General features: G+C 60.3%; 25 protein-coding genes, 1 tRNA gene and 1 pseudogene. 12 read left to right on the top strand and 15 right to left on the bottom strand.

Going from position 1 to position 21,160, the window contains the following annotated elements:
• Positions 1–108 precede the first annotated feature (108 nt).
• Together KUD11_RS11155 and gyrA are read left to right on the top strand one after the other, a co-directional pair.
• The gene (locus KUD11_RS11155) at positions 109–672 is read left to right on the top strand and encodes a lipid-binding SYLF domain-containing protein (RefSeq protein WP_109384637.1); all 564 of its coding nucleotides are present in this window, start codon (positions 109–111) and stop codon (positions 670–672) included.
• Positions 673–976: 304 nt separating this feature from the next.
• A complete protein-coding gene (gyrA, locus tag KUD11_RS11150; RefSeq protein ID WP_181375261.1) occupies positions 977–3,736 on the top strand; it encodes a DNA gyrase subunit A in 2,760 nt (919 codons plus the stop codon).
• Between the two features lie 43 nt (positions 3,737–3,779).
• Here the strand turns inward: gyrA and KUD11_RS11145 are convergent, their stop codons facing one another.
• From KUD11_RS11145 to KUD11_RS11135, 3 genes are all read right to left on the bottom strand, one after another.
• The gene (locus KUD11_RS11145; RefSeq protein ID WP_109384638.1) at positions 3,780–5,252 is read right to left on the bottom strand and encodes a carboxypeptidase M32; all 1,473 of its coding nucleotides are present in this window, start codon (positions 5,250–5,252) and stop codon (positions 3,780–3,782) included.
• The gene (ctaA, locus tag KUD11_RS11140) at positions 5,249–6,415 is read right to left on the bottom strand and encodes a heme A synthase (RefSeq protein ID WP_109384639.1); all 1,167 of its coding nucleotides are present in this window, start codon (positions 6,413–6,415) and stop codon (positions 5,249–5,251) included. Before ctaA ends, KUD11_RS11145 begins: the two co-directional genes overlap by 4 nt.
• 76 nt (positions 6,416–6,491) lie before the next feature.
• The gene (locus KUD11_RS11135; RefSeq protein ID WP_109387927.1) at positions 6,492–7,238 is read right to left on the bottom strand and encodes an RNA methyltransferase; all 747 of its coding nucleotides are present in this window, start codon (positions 7,236–7,238) and stop codon (positions 6,492–6,494) included.
• Positions 7,239–7,362: 124 nt separating this feature from the next.
• Between KUD11_RS11135 and KUD11_RS11130 the strand changes: the two genes are divergently transcribed.
• Positions 7,363–7,983: a thiamine phosphate synthase gene (locus KUD11_RS11130; protein ID WP_109384640.1), complete on the top strand. Its 621-nt coding sequence runs from the start codon at positions 7,363–7,365 to the stop codon at positions 7,981–7,983.
• Here KUD11_RS11130 and KUD11_RS11125 read toward each other — a convergent pair.
• From KUD11_RS11125 to KUD11_RS11115, 3 genes are all read right to left on the bottom strand, one after another.
• Positions 7,980–8,816: a lysophospholipid acyltransferase family protein gene (locus KUD11_RS11125; RefSeq protein WP_109384641.1), complete on the bottom strand. Its 837-nt coding sequence runs from the start codon at positions 8,814–8,816 to the stop codon at positions 7,980–7,982. The two genes, KUD11_RS11130 and KUD11_RS11125, sit on opposite strands and share 4 nt — an antisense overlap.
• Positions 8,813–9,586, bottom strand: a complete 774-nt coding sequence (locus KUD11_RS11120) for a GNAT family N-acetyltransferase (RefSeq protein ID WP_109384642.1) — start codon at positions 9,584–9,586, stop codon at positions 8,813–8,815. The genes KUD11_RS11125 and KUD11_RS11120 overlap by 4 nt, the downstream gene beginning before the upstream one ends.
• A gap of 111 nt (positions 9,587–9,697) precedes the next feature.
• Positions 9,698–9,880, bottom strand: coding sequence for a DUF3553 domain-containing protein (locus tag KUD11_RS11115; protein WP_109384643.1), 183 nt, complete (start codon positions 9,878–9,880; stop codon positions 9,698–9,700).
• A 15-nt stretch (positions 9,881–9,895) separates the two neighbouring features.
• On the opposite strand from KUD11_RS11115, the gene KUD11_RS11110 reads away from it, so the two are divergent.
• Positions 9,896–10,510 carry a histidine phosphotransferase family protein gene (locus KUD11_RS11110; protein ID WP_109384644.1) on the top strand — a complete coding sequence of 205 codons (615 nt, stop codon included), beginning with the start codon at positions 9,896–9,898 and terminating at the stop codon, positions 10,508–10,510.
• On the opposite strand, the gene KUD11_RS11105 is transcribed toward KUD11_RS11110, so the two are convergent.
• The 8 genes from KUD11_RS11105 to KUD11_RS11070 all read right to left on the bottom strand — a co-directional run bounded on the left by KUD11_RS11105 (position 10,507) and on the right by KUD11_RS11070 (position 17,453).
• Positions 10,507–11,772 carry a glutamate-5-semialdehyde dehydrogenase gene (locus KUD11_RS11105; RefSeq protein ID WP_109384645.1) on the bottom strand — a complete coding sequence of 422 codons (1,266 nt, stop codon included), beginning with the start codon at positions 11,770–11,772 and terminating at the stop codon, positions 10,507–10,509. The two genes, KUD11_RS11110 and KUD11_RS11105, sit on opposite strands and share 4 nt — an antisense overlap.
• A gap of 41 nt (positions 11,773–11,813) precedes the next feature.
• Entirely contained in the window at positions 11,814–12,920 is a 1,107-nt protein-coding gene (proB, locus tag KUD11_RS11100; RefSeq protein ID WP_109384646.1) for a glutamate 5-kinase, read from the bottom strand.
• Positions 12,908–13,942, bottom strand: a complete 1,035-nt coding sequence (gene obgE / locus KUD11_RS11095) for a GTPase ObgE (RefSeq protein WP_109384647.1) — start codon at positions 13,940–13,942, stop codon at positions 12,908–12,910. Before obgE ends, proB begins: the two co-directional genes overlap by 13 nt.
• A 32-nt stretch (positions 13,943–13,974) precedes the next feature.
• Positions 13,975–14,526 (bottom strand): GNAT family N-acetyltransferase, encoded by a 552-nt coding sequence (locus KUD11_RS11090; protein WP_224380210.1) that lies wholly within the window; start codon positions 14,524–14,526, stop codon positions 13,975–13,977.
• 90 nt (positions 14,527–14,616) lie between these two features.
• Entirely contained in the window at positions 14,617–14,886 is a 270-nt protein-coding gene (gene rpmA / locus KUD11_RS11085) for a 50S ribosomal protein L27 (RefSeq protein ID WP_109384648.1), read from the bottom strand.
• An 11-nt stretch (positions 14,887–14,897) separates the two neighbouring features.
• Positions 14,898–15,563 (bottom strand): 50S ribosomal protein L21, encoded by a 666-nt coding sequence (locus KUD11_RS11080; RefSeq protein WP_109387931.1) that lies wholly within the window; start codon positions 15,561–15,563, stop codon positions 14,898–14,900.
• Positions 15,564–15,774: 211 nt separating this feature from the next.
• Entirely contained in the window at positions 15,775–16,608 is an 834-nt protein-coding gene (locus tag KUD11_RS11075) for a DUF2059 domain-containing protein (RefSeq protein WP_109384649.1), read from the bottom strand.
• Positions 16,605–17,453 (bottom strand): DUF2059 domain-containing protein, encoded by an 849-nt coding sequence (locus tag KUD11_RS11070; protein WP_224380209.1) that lies wholly within the window; start codon positions 17,451–17,453, stop codon positions 16,605–16,607. The genes KUD11_RS11075 and KUD11_RS11070 overlap by 4 nt, the downstream gene beginning before the upstream one ends.
• A 135-nt stretch (positions 17,454–17,588) precedes the next feature.
• Here KUD11_RS11070 and KUD11_RS11065 point away from each other — a divergent pair.
• The 5 genes from KUD11_RS11065 to KUD11_RS11050 all read left to right on the top strand — a co-directional run bounded on the left by KUD11_RS11065 (position 17,589) and on the right by KUD11_RS11050 (position 19,405).
• Positions 17,589–17,678, top strand: a tRNA-Ser gene (locus KUD11_RS11065).
• A gap of 66 nt (positions 17,679–17,744) precedes the next feature.
• Positions 17,745–17,912, top strand: a complete 168-nt coding sequence (locus KUD11_RS15290; RefSeq protein WP_318010150.1) for a DUF6538 domain-containing protein — start codon at positions 17,745–17,747, stop codon at positions 17,910–17,912.
• Positions 17,913–17,957: 45 nt separating this feature from the next.
• Positions 17,958–18,233, top strand: coding sequence for a hypothetical protein (locus tag KUD11_RS11060; RefSeq protein WP_224380208.1), 276 nt, complete (start codon positions 17,958–17,960; stop codon positions 18,231–18,233).
• 158 nt (positions 18,234–18,391) lie between these two features.
• Entirely contained in the window at positions 18,392–18,694 is a 303-nt protein-coding gene (locus KUD11_RS11055; protein WP_224380207.1) for a hypothetical protein, read from the top strand.
• 39 nt (positions 18,695–18,733) lie between these two features.
• Complete coding sequence (locus KUD11_RS11050) at positions 18,734–19,405, top strand: hypothetical protein (protein ID WP_109384650.1); 672 nt, start codon at positions 18,734–18,736, stop codon at positions 19,403–19,405.
• Here the strand turns inward: KUD11_RS11050 and KUD11_RS11045 are convergent.
• A complete protein-coding gene (locus tag KUD11_RS11045; RefSeq protein WP_109384651.1) occupies positions 19,392–19,601 on the bottom strand; it encodes a DUF6471 domain-containing protein in 210 nt (69 codons plus the stop codon). The two genes, KUD11_RS11050 and KUD11_RS11045, sit on opposite strands and share 14 nt — an antisense overlap.
• 156 nt (positions 19,602–19,757) lie before the next feature.
• Here KUD11_RS11045 and KUD11_RS11040 point away from each other — a divergent pair.
• The 3 genes and pseudogenes from KUD11_RS11040 (at position 19,758) to KUD11_RS11030 (ending at position 21,160) form a co-directional block, all read left to right on the top strand.
• Positions 19,758–20,664: pseudogene (locus tag KUD11_RS11040) on the top strand (IS1595 family transposase).
• 84 nt (positions 20,665–20,748) lie between these two features.
• Positions 20,749–20,955, top strand: a complete 207-nt coding sequence (locus KUD11_RS11035) for a hypothetical protein (RefSeq protein WP_146190827.1) — start codon at positions 20,749–20,751, stop codon at positions 20,953–20,955.
• Positions 20,942–21,160, top strand: a complete 219-nt coding sequence (locus tag KUD11_RS11030) for a hypothetical protein (RefSeq protein ID WP_109384652.1) — start codon at positions 20,942–20,944, stop codon at positions 21,158–21,160. Before KUD11_RS11035 ends, KUD11_RS11030 begins: the two co-directional genes overlap by 14 nt.

Genomic DNA, 21,160 nt, shown 5'->3' with positions numbered 1-21,160 from the left:
CTAAAAACTGCAAAACCGGGTGACATTGCGCGCCCTTCCGCCTATAGTTTTGCGCAGATCGGGCGCTCGAACGTTCGGCATGTATCAGGCAACATACAGGCATATATTATGAGCAACTTCACAAGACGCGGGCTTATGCTCGGTGCAGCAGCCACGGGCCTCACCACGATGGCAGCATGTGGCAACGGTATCGGCAGCCCCGGCCCCCAAGTGATCGACGCGCGCGTCGACGCCACGCTGAACTACCTCTACAACAATTTCCCCGGCACGCAGGATTTGGCCGACAAATCGACGGGCATCCTAGTGATGCCACTCGTCACCGAGGCGGGCCTCGGCATTGGCGGCGGCTACGGACGCGGTGCGCTGCAAATCGGCGGCGCAACTGTTGATTATTACTCCGCCACCAAGGGCAGCGTCGGCTTGCAAATCGGCGCGCAACAATTCGCCCATGTTCTGTTTTTCATGACTGATGAGGCGCTTTCGGGCTTTCGCCGGTCCTCCGGCTGGGCTGCGGGTGCGGATGTGGAATATGTCTTCCGCGATCAGGGCGAGAATATCCGCGCCGAGACGACCACCTCCGTGGCGCCGGTCAATGCGGTGATCTTCGGGCAGGCCGGGCTTCTGGCCGGGGCCTCAATCGAAGGCATGAAATACACGCGCATCATCCCATAAGGGCTGCCACGCGCGAGGCTTTATTGGCGAGCGGGTGGCCATGACTTTGTTGGCCGCCCAAAGCGTTTTATCGCAAACCTGAGACACTCTTTTGATGGGGGCCGCGCGAAGCAGTGAGCGCGCGAAAAGAAGCGCATAGGTTTTTCACACAAGGTACTAATTAATTTTGTTTTATCGCAAGAGGTTAGCGATCATCCCTGTTAGGATATGGCCCCTGTAGAGATGGGTCATTGCACCCTATATCCGCCCTCTGATATAGTCTGTCACACAAGATATTGAGCATGACAAGCAAGGCAGGTGCACGTTGAGCGATACGCCCCAACCCCCTGAGAACATAGACGAAAACGCTCCCGAGAAGCCACCCTACACGGGGCCGCGCATCTCCATTGAGGAGGAGATGAAAACCTCCTATCTCGATTATGCGATGTCGGTGATCGTCAGTCGCGCCATTCCCGACCTGCGCGATGGGCTCAAACCCGTGCATCGGCGCATCCTTTACGCGATGCACGAGGCCGGAAACAGCCACGACAAACCCTACCGCAAATCCGCGCGCGCCGTTGGTGACGTGATGGGCAAATACCACCCACATGGCGACAGCGCGATCTATGACGCGCTGGTGCGGATGGCACAAGATTTCTCGATGTCGCTGCCCCTTCTCGACGGGCAAGGGAACTTTGGCTCCATGGACGGCGATAACCCCGCCGCGATGCGCTACACAGAAGTGCGCATGGACAAGCCTGCGGCCTATCTCTTGGCCGATATCGACAAAGACACCGTTGATTTCCAAGACAATTACGACGGCAAAGACCGCGAACCCACTGTCTTGCCCGCCCGCTTCCCGAACATGTTGGTCAATGGCGCAGGCGGCATTGCCGTGGGCATGGCCACAAACATTCCGCCCCATAACCTTGGCGAAGTGGTCGATGCCACGCTGGCGCTGATCGAGAACCCGGACCTCACCTCCGAAGATCTCATCGAATATGTGCCCGGCCCCGATTTCCCCACGGGTGGCATCATGCTGGGGCGGACAGGCGCGCGCAAAGCGTATCTTGAAGGGCGTGGCAGCGTCATCGTGCGGGCGAAAACCCGGATGGAAGAGATCCGCAAAGACCGCTATGCCATTATTATCGAAGAGATCCCCTATCAGGTAAACAAGGCCACGATGATTGAGCGGATCGCCGAGGCCGCACGCGAAAAACGCATCGAAGGCATTGCCCATGTGCAGGACGAAAGCGACCGTAATGGCGTGCGTGTGGTGGTGGAGCTCAAGCGCGATGCGACAGCCGAGGTCGTGCTGAACCAGCTTTTCCGCTTTACCCCAATGCAGACCTATTTCGGCTGTAACATGCTCGCCCTCAATGGCGGGCGACCCGAACAATTGACGCTGCGGCGGTTCCTCACATCCTTCATCGCCTTCCGCGAAGAGGTTGTCGCGCGCCGCACCGCGTTTGAGCTACGCCGCGCCCGCGAGCGGAGCCACGTTCTCTGCGGTCTCGCCGTGGCCGTCAGCAATGTGGACGAGATCGTCGCCACGATCCGTTCGTCGGCCGATGCCGCCGAGGCCCGGATGAAGCTGATGACACGCCGTTGGCCTGCGGGCGATATCCTCGAATATATCGCGCTCATTGATGATCCAACGCACCGTGCCAACGAGGACGGGACGTATAATCTGAGCGAGACCCAAGCCCGTGCTATCCTCGATCTGCGCCTGCAACGCCTCACACAAATTGGCGTCAAGGAAGTCACCGACGAACTGCAAGAGCTGGCCGCCAAGATCAAGGAATACCTCGCCATTCTCGCCTCGCGCGAGCGGATCATGAGCATCATCTCCGATGAGCTTTCCGAGGTGCGCGAGCAATTCGCCGTCCCCCGCCGCACCGAGATCGTCGATTGGTCCGGTGACATGGAGGATGAAGACCTGATCGAGCGTGAGGACATGGTCGTGACCGTGACCTCCGGCGGCTATATAAAACGCACCGCCCTCGCCGATTTCCGCGCCCAAAAGCGTGGCGGCAAGGGCGTGGGCGGCATGGCGACCAAGGAAGAGGACGTGGTGACCACGCTTTTCGTCGCCAACACCCATACGCAGCTTTTGTTCTTCACCACCGATGGCATGGTCTACAAGCTTAAGACGTGGCGCCTGCCGCAGGGGGGACGCACCTCCAAGGGCAAGGCCATCGTCAACATCCTGCCCATCCCGCCCGGCGTGTCGATTGCGGCGATTATGCCCGTGGACCGACCCGAGGATGAATGGGGCGATTTGCAGATTGTCTTTGCCACCTCCAAGGGCACTGTGCGCCGTAACGCCTTGTCAGACTTCACAAATGTAATGCGCAACGGCAAGATTGCCATGAAGTTCGAGGACGATATGGCCGATGCCACGCTCGTCAATGCGCGCATCTGCTCGGAAGAGGATGATGTGATGCTTGTCACCTCATCGGGCCGCGCCATCCGCTTTCCGTCCACCGAAGTGCGCGTTTTCCAAAGCCGCGCCTCCACAGGTGTGCGTGGCATCAAGCTAAGTGGGAAAGACACCGTCGTGTCCATGTCCGTTATCCGCCATTTCGACGCCTCGGCGGATGAGCGTGCCGCCTATCTCAAGATGCGCCGCGCTGTGGCCGGGATGGTTGAAGATGAGACGCCAAGCGACGAAGAAACCAGCGAGAATGCAACAATCAGCCCGGATCGCTATGCCGAGATGTCTGCCGCCGAGAACCTGATCCTGACGATCAGCGCAGGTGGCGCGGGCAAGCTCAGCTCCAGCCATGATTACCCCGTGCGGGGCCGTGGTGGCATGGGCGTGCAGGCGATGGACAAGGCAATGCGCGGCGGCGATCTGGTGGCATCCTTCCCCGTCGATATCGAGGATCAGATCATGCTGGCCACGTCCAAGGGGCAATCAATCCGCGTGCCGGTCGAGGGGATTTCCTTCCGCTCGCGCAGTGCGGGCGGTGTGAAGGTCTTTGATACGGGCAAGAACGAGGTTGTCGTCAGCGTGGCGTGGATCGCCGATCAGGGCGATGAGGACGAGGCCACTGACACGGCTGAAGCCACAGAAGAATAATTGCGAGGCGGCCCCTGCTCAGGGCCGCCTTACTTCCCTGTGCCTAAGCCGCAAGGCCCTCGAATTTTTCCTTGAGATACGCCATCAAAGGCGCTTCGCTCGGCTCAAACCCGCAAGCGCGGGTGACGAGCGCGCGTGGCTCGTAAAGCCCGCCATGTTGCTGCACGTTTTCGCGTAGCCAATCGGTCGCGGGCGCAAGCTCTCCTTGCGCCAGATAATCATCCAAGGACGGCACAGCCTCGCGCAAGGCCCGGTGCAGGCAGCCCGCGTAGAGATTGCCGAGCGTATAGGTCGGGAAGTAGCCAAAGAGCCCCACCGACCAATGCACATCTTGCAAAAACCCGTTGGAGGGCTTGTCCACCGCATAGCCGAAATCGGCCTCAAACCGTGTGTTCCACGCCTCCTCCAGATCAGCGGGGGCCAGATCGCCCGAAATGAGCGCCCGCTCCAGATCAAACCGCAAGAGGATGTGGAGGTTGTATTGCACCTCGTCCGCCTCGGTGCGGATAAACCCACGCTGAAGCGCATTGACCGCGCGGTAGAACTCCCCCTCATCCGCAATACCGAAATCACCGAACGCATCGCGCATCTCACCGTAGAGCCAGTCTGTGAACGCCCGGCTGCGGCCCAGTTGGTTCTCGTAGATGCAGCTCTGGCTTTCATGCACGCCCATGGACACGCCCGACCCGAGCGGGGTCAGCAGATAGGCACCATCGATGGATTGCTCATAACAGGCGTGGCCCACCTCATGCACAGTGGAGTAAAGGCAATTGAACGGGTCGTCATCGCTGGTACGGGTGGTGATGCGCACATCAAGCCCCGAGCCTGAGGAGAACGGATGCACCGCCTTGTCGAGCCGCCCGCGCGTCATGTCATAGCCGAAGGTCTTGGCGAGCATGCGCGCGAGCTTCATCTGCGCCTGCGGCGGGAACGGCCCCGTCACAGCGGGCGGTGTGGGCCCTGCCAGAACCGCCTCACGCAGCGTCACCAGACCGGGGCGCATAGCGGTGAACATCGCCTCAAGCTCGGCGGCTTTCGCCCCCGGCTCGTAATCATCGAGAAGCGCGTCATACGCATCGCCCCCATCGGCCAGCGCGCTCGCCTCTTCACGGCGAAGCGCCACGACCTCCTCCAACGTGGGCAGGAACGAGGCCGGATCTTCCTCCGTACGCGCCTCGGCCCAGATGCCTTGGGCAAGGGCAGTTTTGCGGGCAATCCTTGCGGCCAGATCGGCGGGTACCTTTTGGGCCCGCTCCAGCCCCCGGCGGATATGGCGCAGTTGCGCCTCGCCCGCTTGGCTGAGCGTCTCACTTTCGGCGGCGTGCAGCCACTCGGCCACGCGCGGATCGGTCCGGCGCGCATGAAGCACCGATTGCATTGCCCCGCTTTCCTCGGACCGCTGCGGCGCGGCCCCACGCGGCATCATGGTTTCCTGATCCCAGCTTAGCCGCCCGGCGACCTGGCTCAGCGCTTCTGTCTCACGCTGATACGCCATCAACGCGTCGAAATTGCTCATGCCTTGGCCTCTCTTTTTGTGCCGCGCACGGATTGTGCCGGCGGATAGCCCGCATGGAACCGCGCCCGCAGGATCAAGCACCAGACAACCACCGCAAGGAATTGGTGCACGATCGCGATGTTCCAAGGCGCGCCCATGATCACCGTATAAATGCCAAGCACGACCTGTGCGATCATCGCGATAAAGGCTGCCGTGAAGGCCGCGCGGGTGGCGGCATTGGCGCTCTTGCGGCCACGACGCCAAACGACGACGGAGAAGATGAGCAACAAATACCCGCTCATCCGGTGGATGAATTGCACCAGCCCGTCATCCTCAAAAAAGTTCCGCCACCACGGCTCCAGCGCGAACATATCGGGCGGGAAAAAGCCCCCCGCCATAAGCGGCCAGTCGGTATAGTTGCGCCCCGCATCAATGCCCGCCACCAAAGCGCCGATCAAGATTTGCAGGAAGGTGAAATGCAGCCAGCCCGTGGAGAGGCCAAAAAGCTTGGCGTCGCGGTTGCGGCGGGCCTGCATCAGCGCGCGGTCCTCAACACCCAATTGCAGGATGAACCATGTGATGACCCCAAGGATGATGAACGCCAGCCCAAGATGCGTCGCAAGACGGTAAGACGCTACGTCAAGCCGCCCATCCGAGAGGCCTGAGTAGACCATCCACCACCCCACAGCCCCCTGAAGCCCGCCCAGAACGCCCAAAAGAAAGAGCCGCCCTGTCCAGCCCACGGGGATCTTTCGCGCAGCGAGAAACCCGAAAAACCCGATGGCCCAGACAAGGCCGATCACCCGGCCCAACTGCCTGTGGCCCCATTCCCACCAATAGATCACCTTGAAATCCGCCAGTGTCATCCAGCTGTTTTGTAACTGAAATTCCGGGATCGTCTGATAAAGCGCAAACTCTGCCGCCCAATCCGCCGCGTTGAGCGGTGGGATCGCGCCGGTCAGGGGCCGCCACTCGGTAATCGAGAGCCCACTATCGGTGAGCCGCGTCAGCCCGCCCACGGTAATCATGACCAGCACCAGCGCAAAAAGCACGATAAGCCAGATCCGGATCGCGCCGCGCGCGCCGCGTTTTCCCGCGTCGATCATCCCGCCCTGAGGGGCCGTGCCCGCAGGCTCCGGCGCGACGTTGCCCACCTCTTCGAATATGCTGCGTTTCTTGCTCATGGAAGGCCCCCGTCCTGCGGTCTCACACCGGCTTGGGCCGGACAATAGAGCGCGCTCCGCCCCCCTTCAAGGCGGCTTAAACGCCCTTGTTCTTCCAGCGGACCATCTGTCGCATGATGCCGTGCAAAAGGCGCGTATCGGACTCGGTCAGGGGCATGCGGGACCAGAAATTGCGCAAGGTCTGGCGCATCGCGGGGGCTTTGTGCTCAGGATAGAAGAACCCCGCCTCCTCCATGCGCGCCTCATAATGCTGGGCCAGCGCCTCGATATCGGCGTGCACGGCCCAATCGGTGTTGTCCATACGCGTCTCAGGTGCGGCCACCACCTCGGTCGCGCGGCGCCATTCATAGCCCGTCAGTAGGACGCATTGCGCAAGATTAAGCGACGGGAAATCAGGGTTTACCGGCACTGTGATGATCGCATTCGCCAGCGCCACATCTGCATTTTCCAGCCCTGCCCGCTCCGGCCCGAACAGCACCGCCACCCGCTGGCCCTGCGCAATCCGGTGGGCCGCGTCCTGCATCGCGTCCTCGGGAGAGAACACGGGCTTGGTCATCTCACGCGGGCGCGCGGTTGTGGCATAGACATAGGCCGCATCGCTCACCGCATCGCTCACATCCGCGCTCAGCATCGCCTCATCCAGAAGCCGCCCGGCCCCGCTTGCCATGGCCACGGCGCTGGGGTTAGGCCAGCCATCGCGCGGGGCCACGATCCGCATCCGGTCCAGCCCGAAATTCCACATCGCCCGTGCGGCGGCACCGATATTCTCGCCCATTTGCGGGCGCACGAGGATGAAATCCGGCTGGGGCGTGTCGGTGGGCATGGTCACTCTCCTGAGGCTTGCCGCCTGATACGCGCAGCGCGCGCCCAAGAAAAGCCCCCGCATGAGGGATTGGCCCGCCCGCAGCCCTTTGATATAGACCGCGAAAGACCAAAGGAGCCCCCAGATGGCCGACCCAGAGCAGCCGCAAATCTACCTCATTTCCCCCAGCGTGATTGAGCTGAGCCGCTTCACAGCGCAGCTTACCGCAGTGCTTGACGCCCATGACGTGGCTTGCCTACGTCTGGCCCTTGCCAGCCATGACGAAGATGCGATTTCGCGCGCCGCCGATGCCTGCCGCGAGATCACGACAGAGCGTGACGTCGCACTGGTCATCGACACGCATATCGCGCTGGCCGAGCGTCTGGGCCTCGATGGTGTACATCTGACAGATGGCGCGCGCTCGGTCCGCAAGGCGCGCACGGCGCTTGGCCCCGATGCGATTGTCGGCAGCTATTGCGCGCAATCGCGCCATGAGGGGATCAGCGCCGGTGAGGCGGGCGCGGATTACGTGGCCTTCGGTCCGGTGGGCGTGTCTGCCCTCGGTGATGGTGCGCGCGCCGAGACGGAGCTTTTCACATGGTGGTCCGAGATGATCGAAGTGCCTGTGGTGGCCGAGGGTACGTTGGATGAAGATATGATCAGAACCCTTTGCACAGCCACGGATTTCTTCGGGATTGGGGATGAGATCTGGGGCGTGAATGATCCCGCAGCAGCCCTCGCAAAGCTCATGGCGGCGGTAGACTAGACCGCGCCGCGCCTGTCGGGCGGCATGCCTGCGCGCACCTGTGCCTCAAGATGCGCGGCCAGCGCCTTGCGGCTGTCCCAATCGCGCACGGCCACGGGGCTATGGTAGATCACTTTGACTGCGCCCGGTCCGCGCACGGCCAGAACCTTGAGGAAATGCCCGCCAAACTCCATATCGCCCCACCAGCCATAGAACCGCGCATCCATACCGCGTGGGGCTGCGTAAATCACGGTGACGGGTTGGATTTGAAGCGATGCGTGTAAGTCAGGACTAAAGAACGCCTGAAAGAGCGTTGTTTTAAAAGGCAAAACTCGCATCCCATCAGTTGACGTGCCTTCCGGGAAGAAGAGAAGCATGTGCCCGACCGAAAGCCGCGCTTCAAAAAGCGCCGTTTGCACCCTAGCCTGTGTGCGGTCGCGCGCGATGAACACCGTCCCCACGGCCCGCGCCAAAGCACCGATGCCAGGCCACCCAGCCACTTCAGCCTTGGATACAAAATAGATCCGCTTAGCCGCGTTGAGCACGAAAATATCAAGCCAAGAGGCATGGTTAGAAACCACAGCTCCCGCATCTCGCATGGGTTGACCTACCACCTCATGACGCAAGCGCAAAACACTCAGCGCAGCGCGGCAGACACAGACCGTGATCACCGGGCTCACCGGCCTGCGCAGCCCACACAGAGGCCGCTCCACCAACCGGATCAGCAGCAAGAGCGTAAGCCCGCACACAACCAACACCAGCAAAACGACACCGCGCAACATGGCCCTGATCCAGCCCGCCATGCCCAGAGGCGCGTCCACCGGCGTCTCCTCCGGTAACCAGGTAAAGCTCATACGATAAGCCCTTTGGAATACTTCTCTTTATGTCCAGCACTGAGGCGTGCGGTATCCATCACCAAACACACATCGGTGGTGTTGAACGCATGATCCACAAAGGCCCCGTCACCGACGCACCCACCCACCCTGAGATAGGCCTTGATCAGCGCAGGCAGCTTGAGCATCGCCGCCCGCCGGTCCAGCGTCTCTGCGTCGATCATATCAATTGCGGCATACCCCTCGGGCCTTGCCTTGGGACGCAGAGCCTCGGGCGCGAGGTATTTGTGATGCAAAAGCGATAGCGGTGCCGCCAGCGCTGCCGCATCCGTGCCATGAAAGCTCGCCACACCGAAAAGCACCTCTATCCGGTGCTCTGCCACATATTTCGCGAGGCCCTGCCACAGATGCAACAACGCCTCGCCACCACGGTAGCGCGCATCGACGCAGGACCGGCCCAGCTCCAGCAGCCGCCGATTCGACGCACGCAAAGGGGCAAGATCATACTCATCCTCGGAATAAAACTGCCCAAGCAGCTGGGCCTTTTCGCAGCGCAGCACCCGGTAGACGCCGATCACATTCGCACCCTCAGACAGCGCGAGATCGCGCAGGATCAGGTGATCGAAATAGGGATCGAACCTATCCATCTCAAGCCGCGCGTCATGGTCCACCATCGGACCTGATCCGCCCAACTCCTCAATGAACACACGATAGCGCAGCGCCTGCGCGGCCCGGATATCCTCCGGCCCCTGCGCAAGGCTCAGCTCGAATTGCGGCCCGCGCATGGTCATAATATCTCCTGCCTTACTCACCGTTCCCTGTCTTAGGCCCGCCCCTGTCCAATAGCAAGAATACGCCGCTTTGTGCGGGGCGCTTGCGCGTTAACGCTTTGGTAACCATCATCACGGATCAAAGACTGGCATCAGCATGACGCGGGAGGCATCGATGACCACTTTCCCCGCTTCGGGGAAGTTCACGGTGATCTTGCCGCCGATATTGGATTGTACCTGCCCCACGCCCCACTCGGGCTGGCCGGGGTGCTCGACCCGCATGCCGGGCGCAAGATATGAGGAGTGATCAGACATGGGAGACCTCCGGAGATGAAAGACGCAAATGCGCAGATTGATCATAACCGCACATTGGCCGGGTTGATAGGCAGCCGGATCTGCCATGATTTGATCAGCCCGGTGGGGGCCATCGCCAACGGGCTTGAGCTTCTGAGCCTCACGGGTCTGCCCGAGGGCCCCGAGATGCAGTTGGTGAGCCAAAGTGCCGCGAATGCAGGCGCGCGGTTGAGATTTTTCCGGGTGGCGTTCGGCATGTCCAGCGAGCGACAGATCATGCCCACGCGCGAGTTGTCAGGTATCCTCGGGGACGTTTACACCGAAAAGACCCACATTGACTGGACCTGCATCGGCGATTTGGAGCGCCTTGTGGCGCAGGCGATCTGCCTCGGCGTTCTATGCGCCGAACAGGCTCTCGCCCAAGGTGGCACGATCACCATCGGCGGCACGGCGGAGGCGGTAGAGATTACCAGCAGCGGCGGGCCATTGACGGCGCGTCCCGAGCATTGGGGCTGGCTCAGCACGGGTGTCGCACCTTGCGATGTTCCTGCGGCCCAAGTGCAGTTTTTGATGCTGCACGATCTGGCGTTTGAAATGGGCCGCCCGGTCGAGGTTGATGTGGGCGCGAACGCGGTGAACCTGCGCTTTTAAGCGCGCACGGTCCCGTCGCCCACCACGAGGTATTTGAAGCTGGTCAGTTGCGCCGCGCCTACGGGGCCGCGCGCATGAAGCTTTCCTGTGGCGATGCCGATCTCGGCCCCCATACCAAACTCACCTCCATCGGCAAATTGCGTGGAGGCGTTATGCATCACGATGGCGCTGTCCACCTCGGCAAAGAACATGGCAGCGGCGGCGGTGTCCTCGGTCAGAATGCAATCGGTATGATCCGAGCCGAACTGCCCGATATGGCCAATCGCCGCCACCACATCCGGCACCACACGCGCCACTATGATACTGTCGAGATACTCGCAGCCCCAGTCGGCGTCAGTCGCGGGCACGCTGCCCGGGATCGCAGACAGCGTGCTGTCCGCGCGCACCTCCACCCCGGCCTCCAGAAGCGCTTCGATCAGCGCACGGCCCAAGCCCTCGGCAATGTCGCGGTGGATCAGCAGGCATTCCGCCGCACCACAAACACCCGTCCGCCGCGTCTTGGCGTTGAGCACCACATCCATCGCCTTTTGCGGGTCGGCGGCGGCGTCCACATAGATATGCACGATGCCCTCCAGATGGGCGAAGACCGGCACGCGCGCCTCGCGTTGCACGAGGCCCACGAGGCCCTTGCCACCGCGCGGCACGATCACGTCGATCACGCCCGTCATGGTCAGCATTTCGCTGACCGCCGCGCGATCGCGCGTGGGCACAAGCTGAATCGCTTCCTCGGGCAGATCCGCCGCGCGCAAGCCCTCAATGAGGCAGGCATGGATCGCGCTCGAAGACTGGAAACTCTCGGACCCGCCGCGCAGGATCACCGCATTGCCGGATTTGAGGCAGAGCGCGCCTGCATCCGCCGTCACGTTGGGCCGGCTTTCATAGATCACGCCGATCACACCCAAAGGCGTGCGGACCCGGCGGATGTTGAGGCCCGTAGGCTGGTTCCACTCGGCCAGAACTTCGCCCACCGGATCGGGCTGATCCGCCACAGCGCGCAAACCGTCCGCGATGCCCTTGATCCGGTCCGCGTCCAAGGTCAGCCGGTCAATCATCGCCGCGCTCAGCCCCTTTTCACGGGCCGCATCCAGATCCGCGGCATTGGCCATGAGAATCGCCGCGCTGCGCGCCTCGATCGCATCGGCGGCGGCGCGCAGAGCCACGTCTTTCTGGGCGCTTGGCACGATGCTCAGCTCGGTCGCGGCGGCGCGTGCGCAGGCCCCGATCTGGGCCATAAGGGCCGGGATATTGGTCATGTCTTTCATCGGCTCGGCTCCTTTTCTCATGGCACCTCGGGACTCTTTTATCAAAACGCCATATCATCGCGGTGCACAAGGGCCGCGCGCGCAGGGTATCCCAAAACCGGCTCAATCGCCTCCGAGCGTAGCCCCTTGATCATCCCCGCATCAACTGCGTTATAGCGGCAGAGGCCAAGGCCCAGTACCGCCCCATCGGGTGCCACGATCTCCACCGGATCGCCCCGGCCAAAGCGGCCCTCGACGCGGGCCAGACCTGCGGGCAAGAGCGAGCTGCCCCGCCCCATTGCGCGCACGGCCCCTGCATCCACATGCAAACGGCCCTTGGGCTTCATGCCCCCAATCCACGCTTTACGCTTTTGCTGCGGCGTGCCCATGGCGCGGAACCATGTGCAGGGTGCACCCTGCTCCAACGCCTGAACCGGGCGCAGGCAAGAGCCTTCGGTGATCACCATGTCGCAGCCCGCAGCCATCGCCGTGCGCGCGGCCATCAACTTGGTTTTCATCCCACCCTTGCTGAGGCCCGAGCCCGCATCGCCCGCCATCGCCTCAATCTCGGGCGTGATCGCCTCGATCACGTCAAAGCGCGTGGCGGACGCGTCCTGCGCCGGATTGCCGGAATAGAACCCGTCCACATCACTGAGAAGAATGAGCTGATCCGCCCCAGCCGTAGCGGCCACTTGCGCGGCCAGCCGGTCATTGTCGCCATAGCGGATTTCATCGGTGGCCACCGTGTCATTCTCGTTGACGATTGGCACAGCGCCCAGTTTCAGAAGCTGCTCCAGCGTCGCGCGGGCATTGAGATAGCGCCGCCGGTCCGTGCTGTCCTCCAGCGTCACAAGAACCTGCGCCGCGATGAGCCCGTGCCGCGCCAGCGCCGCGCCATACGCCCCCGCCAGCCGGATTTGGCCCACAGCGGCAGCAGCTTGTGATTGCTCCAGCGTCAATTCCGTGCGCGGCAGGCCAAGCATCCCACGCCCCATGGCGATCGAGCCTGACGAGACCAAGATAACATCCGTGCCGCGCGCGCGTAGCCGGGCCACATCATCCGCCAAAGCTTCAAGCCAGTCGGCGCGCAGACCGCCCGTTCCGCGATCCACCAAAAGGGCCGAACCGATCTTGATAACCAGCCTTGCGGCGTCCTCTACGGCTGCCACTGCTCAGGCTCCTCTGCAGGGCTCTGGCGCAGACGGTCCTCGTCTATCTCGCCGCGCAGCGCGCGCAGAACCTCCGTCACTCCCTCGCGGGCCACACCGGACATCGCCATCACCGGCCCACCAGACGCCGCGCGCAGGATTTGCAACGCCTCGTCCAAGGCATCTGGCTCAAGCGCGTCGATCTTGTTCAAAACCGTCAAACGCGGCTTACCCCCGAGGATATCGCCATACGCCTCAAGTTCGTTCACGATGGTCTGGTAATCCTGCCCGATGCTCTCGGACGTGCCATCAACCAGATGCAAGAGCACCGCACAGCGCTCCACATGGCCAAGGAACAGATCGCCCAAGCCCCGCCCCTCGCTCGCCCCGTCGATAAGGCCGGGAATGTCAGCGACCACAAACTCCACACCGTCCACGCCAACAACACCCAGATTGGGGTGCAGCGTGGTGAAGGGATAATCCGCAATCTTGGGCCGCGCGTTGGATGTGGCCGCCAAAAAGGTTGACTTGCCCGCATTTGGCAGACCGACAAGACCCACATCCGCAATCAGCTTCAGCCGGAGCCAGATGGTCCGCTCGACACCCTCCTGCCCCTTGTTGGCGCGGCGCGGCGCCTGATTGGTAGAGGATTTGAAATGCAGGTTGCCAAAACCGCCATTGCCGCCGCGCGCAAGCTGCACCCGCTGGCCAAGCTCGGTCACATCGGCGATCACCGTCTCTTGGTCCTCATCGAGGATCTCGGTGCCCACGGGCACGCGCAGCACGATGTCATCGCCATCCTTGCCGGTGCGCTGTTTGCCCATGCCCGGCTGACCGCTGCGCGCAAAAAAGTGCTGCTGATAGCGGAAATCAATGAGCGTGTTGAGCCCGTCCACCGCCTCTACAAAGACCGAGCCGCCCTTGCCGCCATCGCCCCCGTCAGGGCCGCCATATTCAATATACTTCTCCCGGCGGAAGCTGACGCATCCACCCCCACCGCCGCCCGAGCGGATATAGACTTTGGCAAAATCGAGAAATTTCATATCAGGTCCTTACCCGAAAACGCCCACATGGCTCAATCGCATTTGAGGCTGTAGGTCCATGTGGGCAATGTCGCATCGCGCGCCACGCAAAAACCCTCGGCATTGCCGAGATGCTGAAACCCGCACTTCGTCAGAACACGGGCGGAGGCGGCATTGTCTTGGAAAACAGTGGCATAGATCACCCGGCTGGCGCGCGGATTGGCCTCGATAAGCGCGCGCACTGCCTCTGATGCGAGGCCGGAATTCCAGATCTGCGGCGCGACCCAAAAACCGATCTCGGAGGCATCATGATCCACGTGTTTCAACAACACAACGCCCTGAACCTCGGCACCACCAAGACGCGACGCATCCATCGCCCACGCGCTTTGTGTGCGATCCGGGGCCTGAACGCTGGCGATGTAGGCCTCAACCGCGCCGGGCGGCAGCGGATGGGGAATAGAGCCCGTCATCTGTGCCACACGCTTGTCGCCGGTATGAAGTGCGATCAGCCCTGCGTCAGACACACGAAGCGGCCGCAAATCAAAGCGCGCGGCAGTGATCAACGGCTGGCCAAGCGTCATATCTGCACTGGTATCTGGCATCATGCCCAAAGGGCCTCCCGCCCTGAAAATATAAAAAGGGGACCGGCCCGCGCCGATCCCCCTTTGAATTCTAGACTGAACCCTTCGGTCGGCTTATTCGGCGGCCTCCGCCACCGGCAGAACCGAAATAAAGGTGCGGCCTTTCATGCCCTTGTGGAACTTCACATTGCCTTCGACAACGGCAAAGATCGTGTGATCCTTACCAAGGCCCACGCCCTCGCCCGGCCACATTTTCGTGCCGCGCTGACGCATGATGATGTTACCGGGGATAACGGCTTCGCCGCCATATTTTTTGACGCCAAGGCGACGACCAGCTGAGTCGCGCCCGTTACGGGATGAGCCGCCTGCTTTTTTATGTGCCATCTGGTCTCTCCTTAGCTAAGTTTTTTGGCTTGGTCGATCCAGCCTTCGCGATCGATCCGGCCCTTGAAGGACAGCTTCTCGTCCATCGCAGCCACGTCCTCGGGGGACCATGCTGCGATCTGGGCAAAGCTTGTCACGCCAGCTTCGTGCAGCTTCTTCTCCAGCGCGGGACCAACGCCCGACAGCTGTTTCAGATCGTCGCCGCCCGCAGCTTTCGCCGCTTTGGGAGCTGCTTTCTCGGCTTTCGCATCGGCCTTGGGGGCTTTCTTTTCGGCTTTGGCCGCCTTGGGGGCCGCAGCGCTCAGTGCCGCACCAGAGACGGAGCCTGCACCCATCGCCGCTTTCACGCCGGATTTGTCAGCGCCTTTCGCAAGGATCTCGGTGATCCGCAGAAGCGTCAGCTGCTGGCGGTGACCTTTGGTACGCTGGCTGCCATGCTTACGGCGGCGCTTGACAAAGTGGATGACCTTGTCACCCTTGACCTGGTCGATGACCTCGGCCTGCACGGCCGCACCATCCACCATCGGCGCACCGATCACGGGCGCATCACCGCCCAGCATCAGCACGTCGTTGAATTGAATTGTCTCACCGGCATCCGCTGCCAGTTTTTCGACGCGCAGCATATCGCCAGATTTGACCTTATACTGCTTGCCGCCGGTTTTCATAACCGCAAACATCTGCTTTTCCTTCGCATTTTCGCGTTCTGTGGCCCCCTTGCGGGTGTTGTTGGAGCCATGCTCCACCTCGAACAGCGCGCCATTACAGCGTCATATATGAATGACCCGCACGAGACCGTCCCGGCAAGGTTGCGGGCTTATCCGTCGCCACTGCGCCCAAGTCAAGGGAGTAGCGGGCAGTTTTGGCGCAAACTCCGCCTGTTTTTTCGGACTAAAGCGGCGCACTCATCATCCGCTCGGCCACGGCGCGGCCCAGAAGATAGGACAGCTCCTCATACATCTGGTTGAACGCACCGAACAGGGCGGCATTGAGCCCCCGCCCTTCCACGCTGCGATAAAGCGCGCCGTAGGCCTCCAGATCTTGCGCGCTCAGGGGCTGATACGCGATCAGCAAAAAGCCCCGCAGCCATATTTCGGTCTCTGTCCGCACGGCCCCTTCCTGAGACCAGACATCGGCGAGGATATCCGCCTCGCCCAGCTCGGACGCCCCGCCATCCATGAGGCCGCGATAGAACATGAGGTTGGAGTTGAGCGATCCCATGACATTGCGCTCAATGAGGTCACTGTCTGAAATCAGCGCGTCAATCTGCTCCAGAATGGGTAATTTGTCCGCTTCAGCTTGGCCAAGTGCCGCCTGCGCCGCCTCTTCCATCCCGTCCTGCATAAAGCCCCGCCGCGCCGCAAGCTCAAGCGCGATGATCCGCGCGCCCACATCCGACGAAAAGAACGCCGTGAGCGGTGCGGTCTCCACGCCCTCCATACCGGTGGCAAACTCCGCACGCACCAGCGCACTCATCCGCGCGCTGTCATAGATGCGCGCCACGGTGGCATTCCAGCTGTCCAAATCCGCATCGGGTGCAAAATCACGCAAAACCTGAGCGCCGTAACGCAGCCCCTCGGCCTCCATGATTTCAACCGTCTGCTCCAGATCAAGCGCCTCCAGCAGCGCCTCGATCTGCGCCGCACGTTCCTCCGACGCCGGCGCGGGGCCAGACATCAAAAGGCCAAATGCCAGCGCCACCGCCGGCAGGATACGCATCATCATAGAGGTTGCCCCGGCTCGATCATCGCCATGCGCAGCGCCAGCGCCTCAAATCGGTTGGCCATGATCTCAAACTGGATCGCGTTCATCAACTCATACACCTGCTGCATCTCTGCGGCCTCCAACGCCCCCGCATAGGTCTCCAGATCTGCATCAGATATCACAGCATATGTCAGCGCCGCCGTATGCTGCCCCATCTGCACCAGATCAGCGTCCAGCTCCGCATCCCCCTCGGCAAGGATCGCGCGCAGCGTGGCCTCGTCGAGGTCATACTCGACCACACCCGCCGCCGACGCCGCCATCAAAAACCGCACCTGTACCTCGCGGATCGCGCGGATCGAGCTTTCGGTGCCACCCACCGCCTGCATCAACCGGTTCAGGATCGCCTGCCGCTCGCGGCTCGCCACCTCCCACGCGACGGCACCGTCCGCCTCGATCACGGCTGTGTCGTCGCGCATATGCGCGACATTCTCGACCTCAACGAGGCGCTGACCAAGATCAGACGCATAAAAGCCCGCCGCATGGCCCAACAGCTCATCCGAGAGCGTATTTTCAAGAACATCAAGCGCAAGACCCTTCACGCGCTCAGCCGCAAACACCTCATCAACCACATCGCGCCACTGCCCGCCAAAATCGCCCGCATCCATACCAAGCATCGCAGGCGCATCCGCCGCACTCAGCCCCATGCTCTCCAACGCGACATCAAACCCTGTGATATCAAGAAACGCTTTGAGTTTGCCACGATCCGCCGCCGCCGCGGGCAGCGCCAACGCAAGCACCAGCCCGCAAAGCGCCATCGCCGCACCCGCCGCCTGCCCCAAGCTTCGTCCCACAATTATACGACCCATGCCACCTCACATTGCATCGCGCACGGCCCAAACCCGGCGCGCCGCCCCAACCTGCGGCAAATTCTAAAGCCAAACAATGCAAAACCCCTTGCCTGCCCCCCCAAAGGCAACTAAACGCCTGCCACTGACCCCCGCGGAGAGGTGCCGGAGTGGTCGAACGGGGCGGTCTCGAAAACCGTTGAAGGTGCAAGCCTTCCCAGGGTTCGAATCCCTGTCTCTCCGCCATTATCAATAAGATCAGCGACTTAAGAGTTGGACAGGCAAGTGCGACACAAAGTGGAGCACAAGCCCATGAAACTGTCCGCATACCTCTCGGCATCGCGTCACGGGGTTTATTACTTCCGTTGGCCCCTTCCTCGGGCTGAGGATCACAAGCGCAGCACAGTCAGGATATCCTTACGCACCAAGTGCCCAGATCGGGCTGGCGATCTTGCCCGTCATCTTGCATCATGCGGATGATTGGTTCGGGATTCCAAGACATTGGCTAGGCTCAGACAAGATGAGATGCGCGAGATGGTGCGTAGCGACTTTGCAGCTTCGCTGGATCGGTATGTGGAGCGGTTGAACGATACCAGGCTGTCCGAGCGATCCCTTGATGCCCTGCGCCAAGAGTTGGACGTGCATGAGGACGCCATAGGCGGCTTTGACGACCTATCAGACCTTTATCTTGACGCAGGCACCTTGGACGGCTTCCGAGGCTCAGTGGGTCTAACAGAGGCTCAGTGGGCCGAGAATGCGCCATCCCTACGCCGCGAGATGCGCAAGGCCCGTGTTGCCTAGATCAGGGGGGTCTGAGCCGCGCTGAGAGCCTTGAGGGCTATTCCCCCACCGAACCACCCGCCCAGACAGCGCCAAGGCCACCACAGACCCGCTCCATAAGCCTCAGCGCCGCCATCAGTGATTTCAAGGCCGAACATGGGCCGCAATGGTCTCAGGAGATGCGAAACAAGGCCGATGCTTACCTTGCCTTGCTGGCCGAGTTTTGCGGACCGGATAAGGGCATGGATCAGATCACACGCCAAGACGCCGCTGAGATGAAGCAGGTCGTGCTGACCATGCCTGTCAATCGCAAGACCAAGGCTGAAACCCGCGACCTGACTTTGCGGGAAGCTGTTGCCGTTCCGGGCCTGCCCACACTCAGCACCAAGACCGCGAATAGCTATCTCGACATGTTCCGCCGCTTCTGGGACTGGGCCGGCCTTATGTATCAAACGCACCAAGCGGGTGTAAGCGATGATTAGGACTCCACATTGTACGCTTGGCCAATCAATATCTTTTAAATGGTTGGGTTTTTTAAATCTTTGTTTTCGCGATTCTATGGTTTCCTTGGATTCGTTATGCTCGTCGTTGGTTTTTCGGGTGTTCCGGGCGATATCGACCAGTGGTACGATTGGATTTCTGCTGTGGTAGAAAACCCGACGGTACAGAGACGGGCAGAATTTGCTGCTGATGCAGCGCACCTGATCAATGATCCGATAGTGAGGTTTGCACTGGGCGCCATAGGCATAATCGCGATAGCATGGCCCATGCAGAGATTTCTGCGACTGCGCTACAAAATCAAAATTTGGGGGAAGTCGAAAATGTCCGAAAAAGTGTGGGTATCGGAAGATGAGGCCATAAGTGAGATAAGGGATTCAGATTGGGGGGAAATGAAAGAGCCTTACGTTTCAGAACCCAACTCTTTTGGAGCCGGTAGTGCAATTTTTAAGGCTTTAAATCAAAGGCATACGATATCAGGCATGTCGCCAGAGCGGAAGGCACAAAGAAAATTTCAAATATATTTGAAAGCTACGTTAAGGGCGTTCCACAAGAACAACCCTAATGCTGTAAGGGAAGTCGAAGGCGGCAGAAAGGAAACTGAAATTGGTGCTTTAAGGGATTTTCTTCAGGAAGCTTTAGATCGAGAGATTCTTCAAGAGATAGGGCAAGTGCCTGATATCAAAGTAACCTGATATCGTTCGTGCCAATAGCGGCGAGCGATTGCAACAAGAACGCGGCACTGAACTTGCCGCGTGACAGCTTATTGCGGATGTTAACCTCTTTTTCGCCAATCAACTCTGAAAGCTGGGAATATGTCACGCCCTTGCGCTTCAATTCGGCTTTCAGCAAGTTAGCCGCCTTGGTTTCCCACTCATTCTGATCTGCCATGTGTCACCTACATAAATAAAAGCATCATAATCATTACACAAGGTATTGCATTCGTTACGTATACGTATTAAATTCACTACATAGGTAATGATAGAGATACAAATGGCACAGCACTTTCTCCTTTAAGCGGCATCACGCACACTTAGCCTTCGCAGCATCTACAAAGCTGGCGAGGCGGCGGCTTATGAGACGTTCTGTCAGATGCGCTGGCTTGAGACCAATGGCGAGGCCGTATGCCCCCGTTGCAGCCATGACGAGACCTACAAGATCAGCACGCGCCGCAAGTTCAAGTGCAAGAACTGCCACCACCAGTTTAGCTTGACCAGCGGCACAATCTTTGCCAGCCGCAAAATGGACTTCGTGGACTTGCTGGCCGCGGTCTGCATCATTGTGAACGCCTCCAAGGGCATGAGCGTGGTGCATGCTGTCCCGCGATCTGGATTGCCAATACAAGACCGCCTTCGTGTTGGCACACAAGCTGCGCGAGGCCATGACGCGCGAAGTCCAGACGGGCGAATTGTTGGAAGGTCATGTCGAGATTGATGGTGCGTACTTCGGCGGTCACATCCGCCCCGCGAACGTCAAAGCAGATCGCGTTGATCGCCGCCTCAACAAGCGTTACCAGACAGACACACGTCGCGTTGTGGTGGCTCTGCGTGAGCGTGAGGTCCGCACGTTGCCCTTCGTTGCCATGAATGAAGGCGTAGCACTAGCAAATGAGAACGTGTCACGCATGGCAATCATGTCCGCAGACGAAGCGTCACATTGGGACATTCTGCACATGGGTTACAATGTAGACCGCGTTAACCACTCCGAGATTTACAGTGACCACGGCAAGCACACGAATATGGTTGTGTCGTTCTTCTCACGTCTGCGCAACATGATCCAAGGCCAGCACCACGGCGTATCTCCCAAGTAACTGCACCAGTATGCGAACCACTCCGCATGGCTGGAAGATAACCGCCGCACGGATAACGGCACATTGGCTCACATCGTTGTGTCTAACGCGATGGATGCGCCTGTGTCGCGCAACTGGAAAGGGTACTGGCAGCGGGCGGCTTGACCGCAACGCTCCACACCGATAACTTTTTGGAAAGTTTTTGTGATAAGGTAGCCTTAGTAATGCCACGTTTTGGGACTACATATCTTGAGTGAGCATCCTAAGAGGGAGTGCTTAGCTAAAGTACTTGGTTGCGGTGCGATTGCTTTTATGAGTTTAGTAGCTTGCGCTGAGAATATCGAAAAGTACTTGTTTGCAACGGGGACTGTTTGGATTATTGCGGGAACTATTGCGGCGATGTGCTGGGCTTTTGAGGCACTATGCGCGCTGAAAGGTGGGAATGATGATGACTAATGGAGACAAGGCGTTTTGCGCTGTTTGTTTTGCTATTGGCGTTGCTGCACCATGGGGTCTTTTACTGCTTGCGGCGGTGTTAAGCCTGACTACGGACAGCAGCTACTGGGGTGAAACCTCTGCATGGCTGGCCGCTATTGGTGTGATTTGGATGGCTGTAGCGTACCTTTTTACTCATATGGTAAACCGTATAATCGAAAAATAA

This window comes from Roseovarius carneus (assembly GCF_020141465.1).
Lineage (GTDB): Bacteria > Pseudomonadota > Alphaproteobacteria > Rhodobacterales > Rhodobacteraceae > Roseovarius > Roseovarius carneus.
This window is presented reverse-complemented; position numbering and strand designations above follow the sequence as displayed.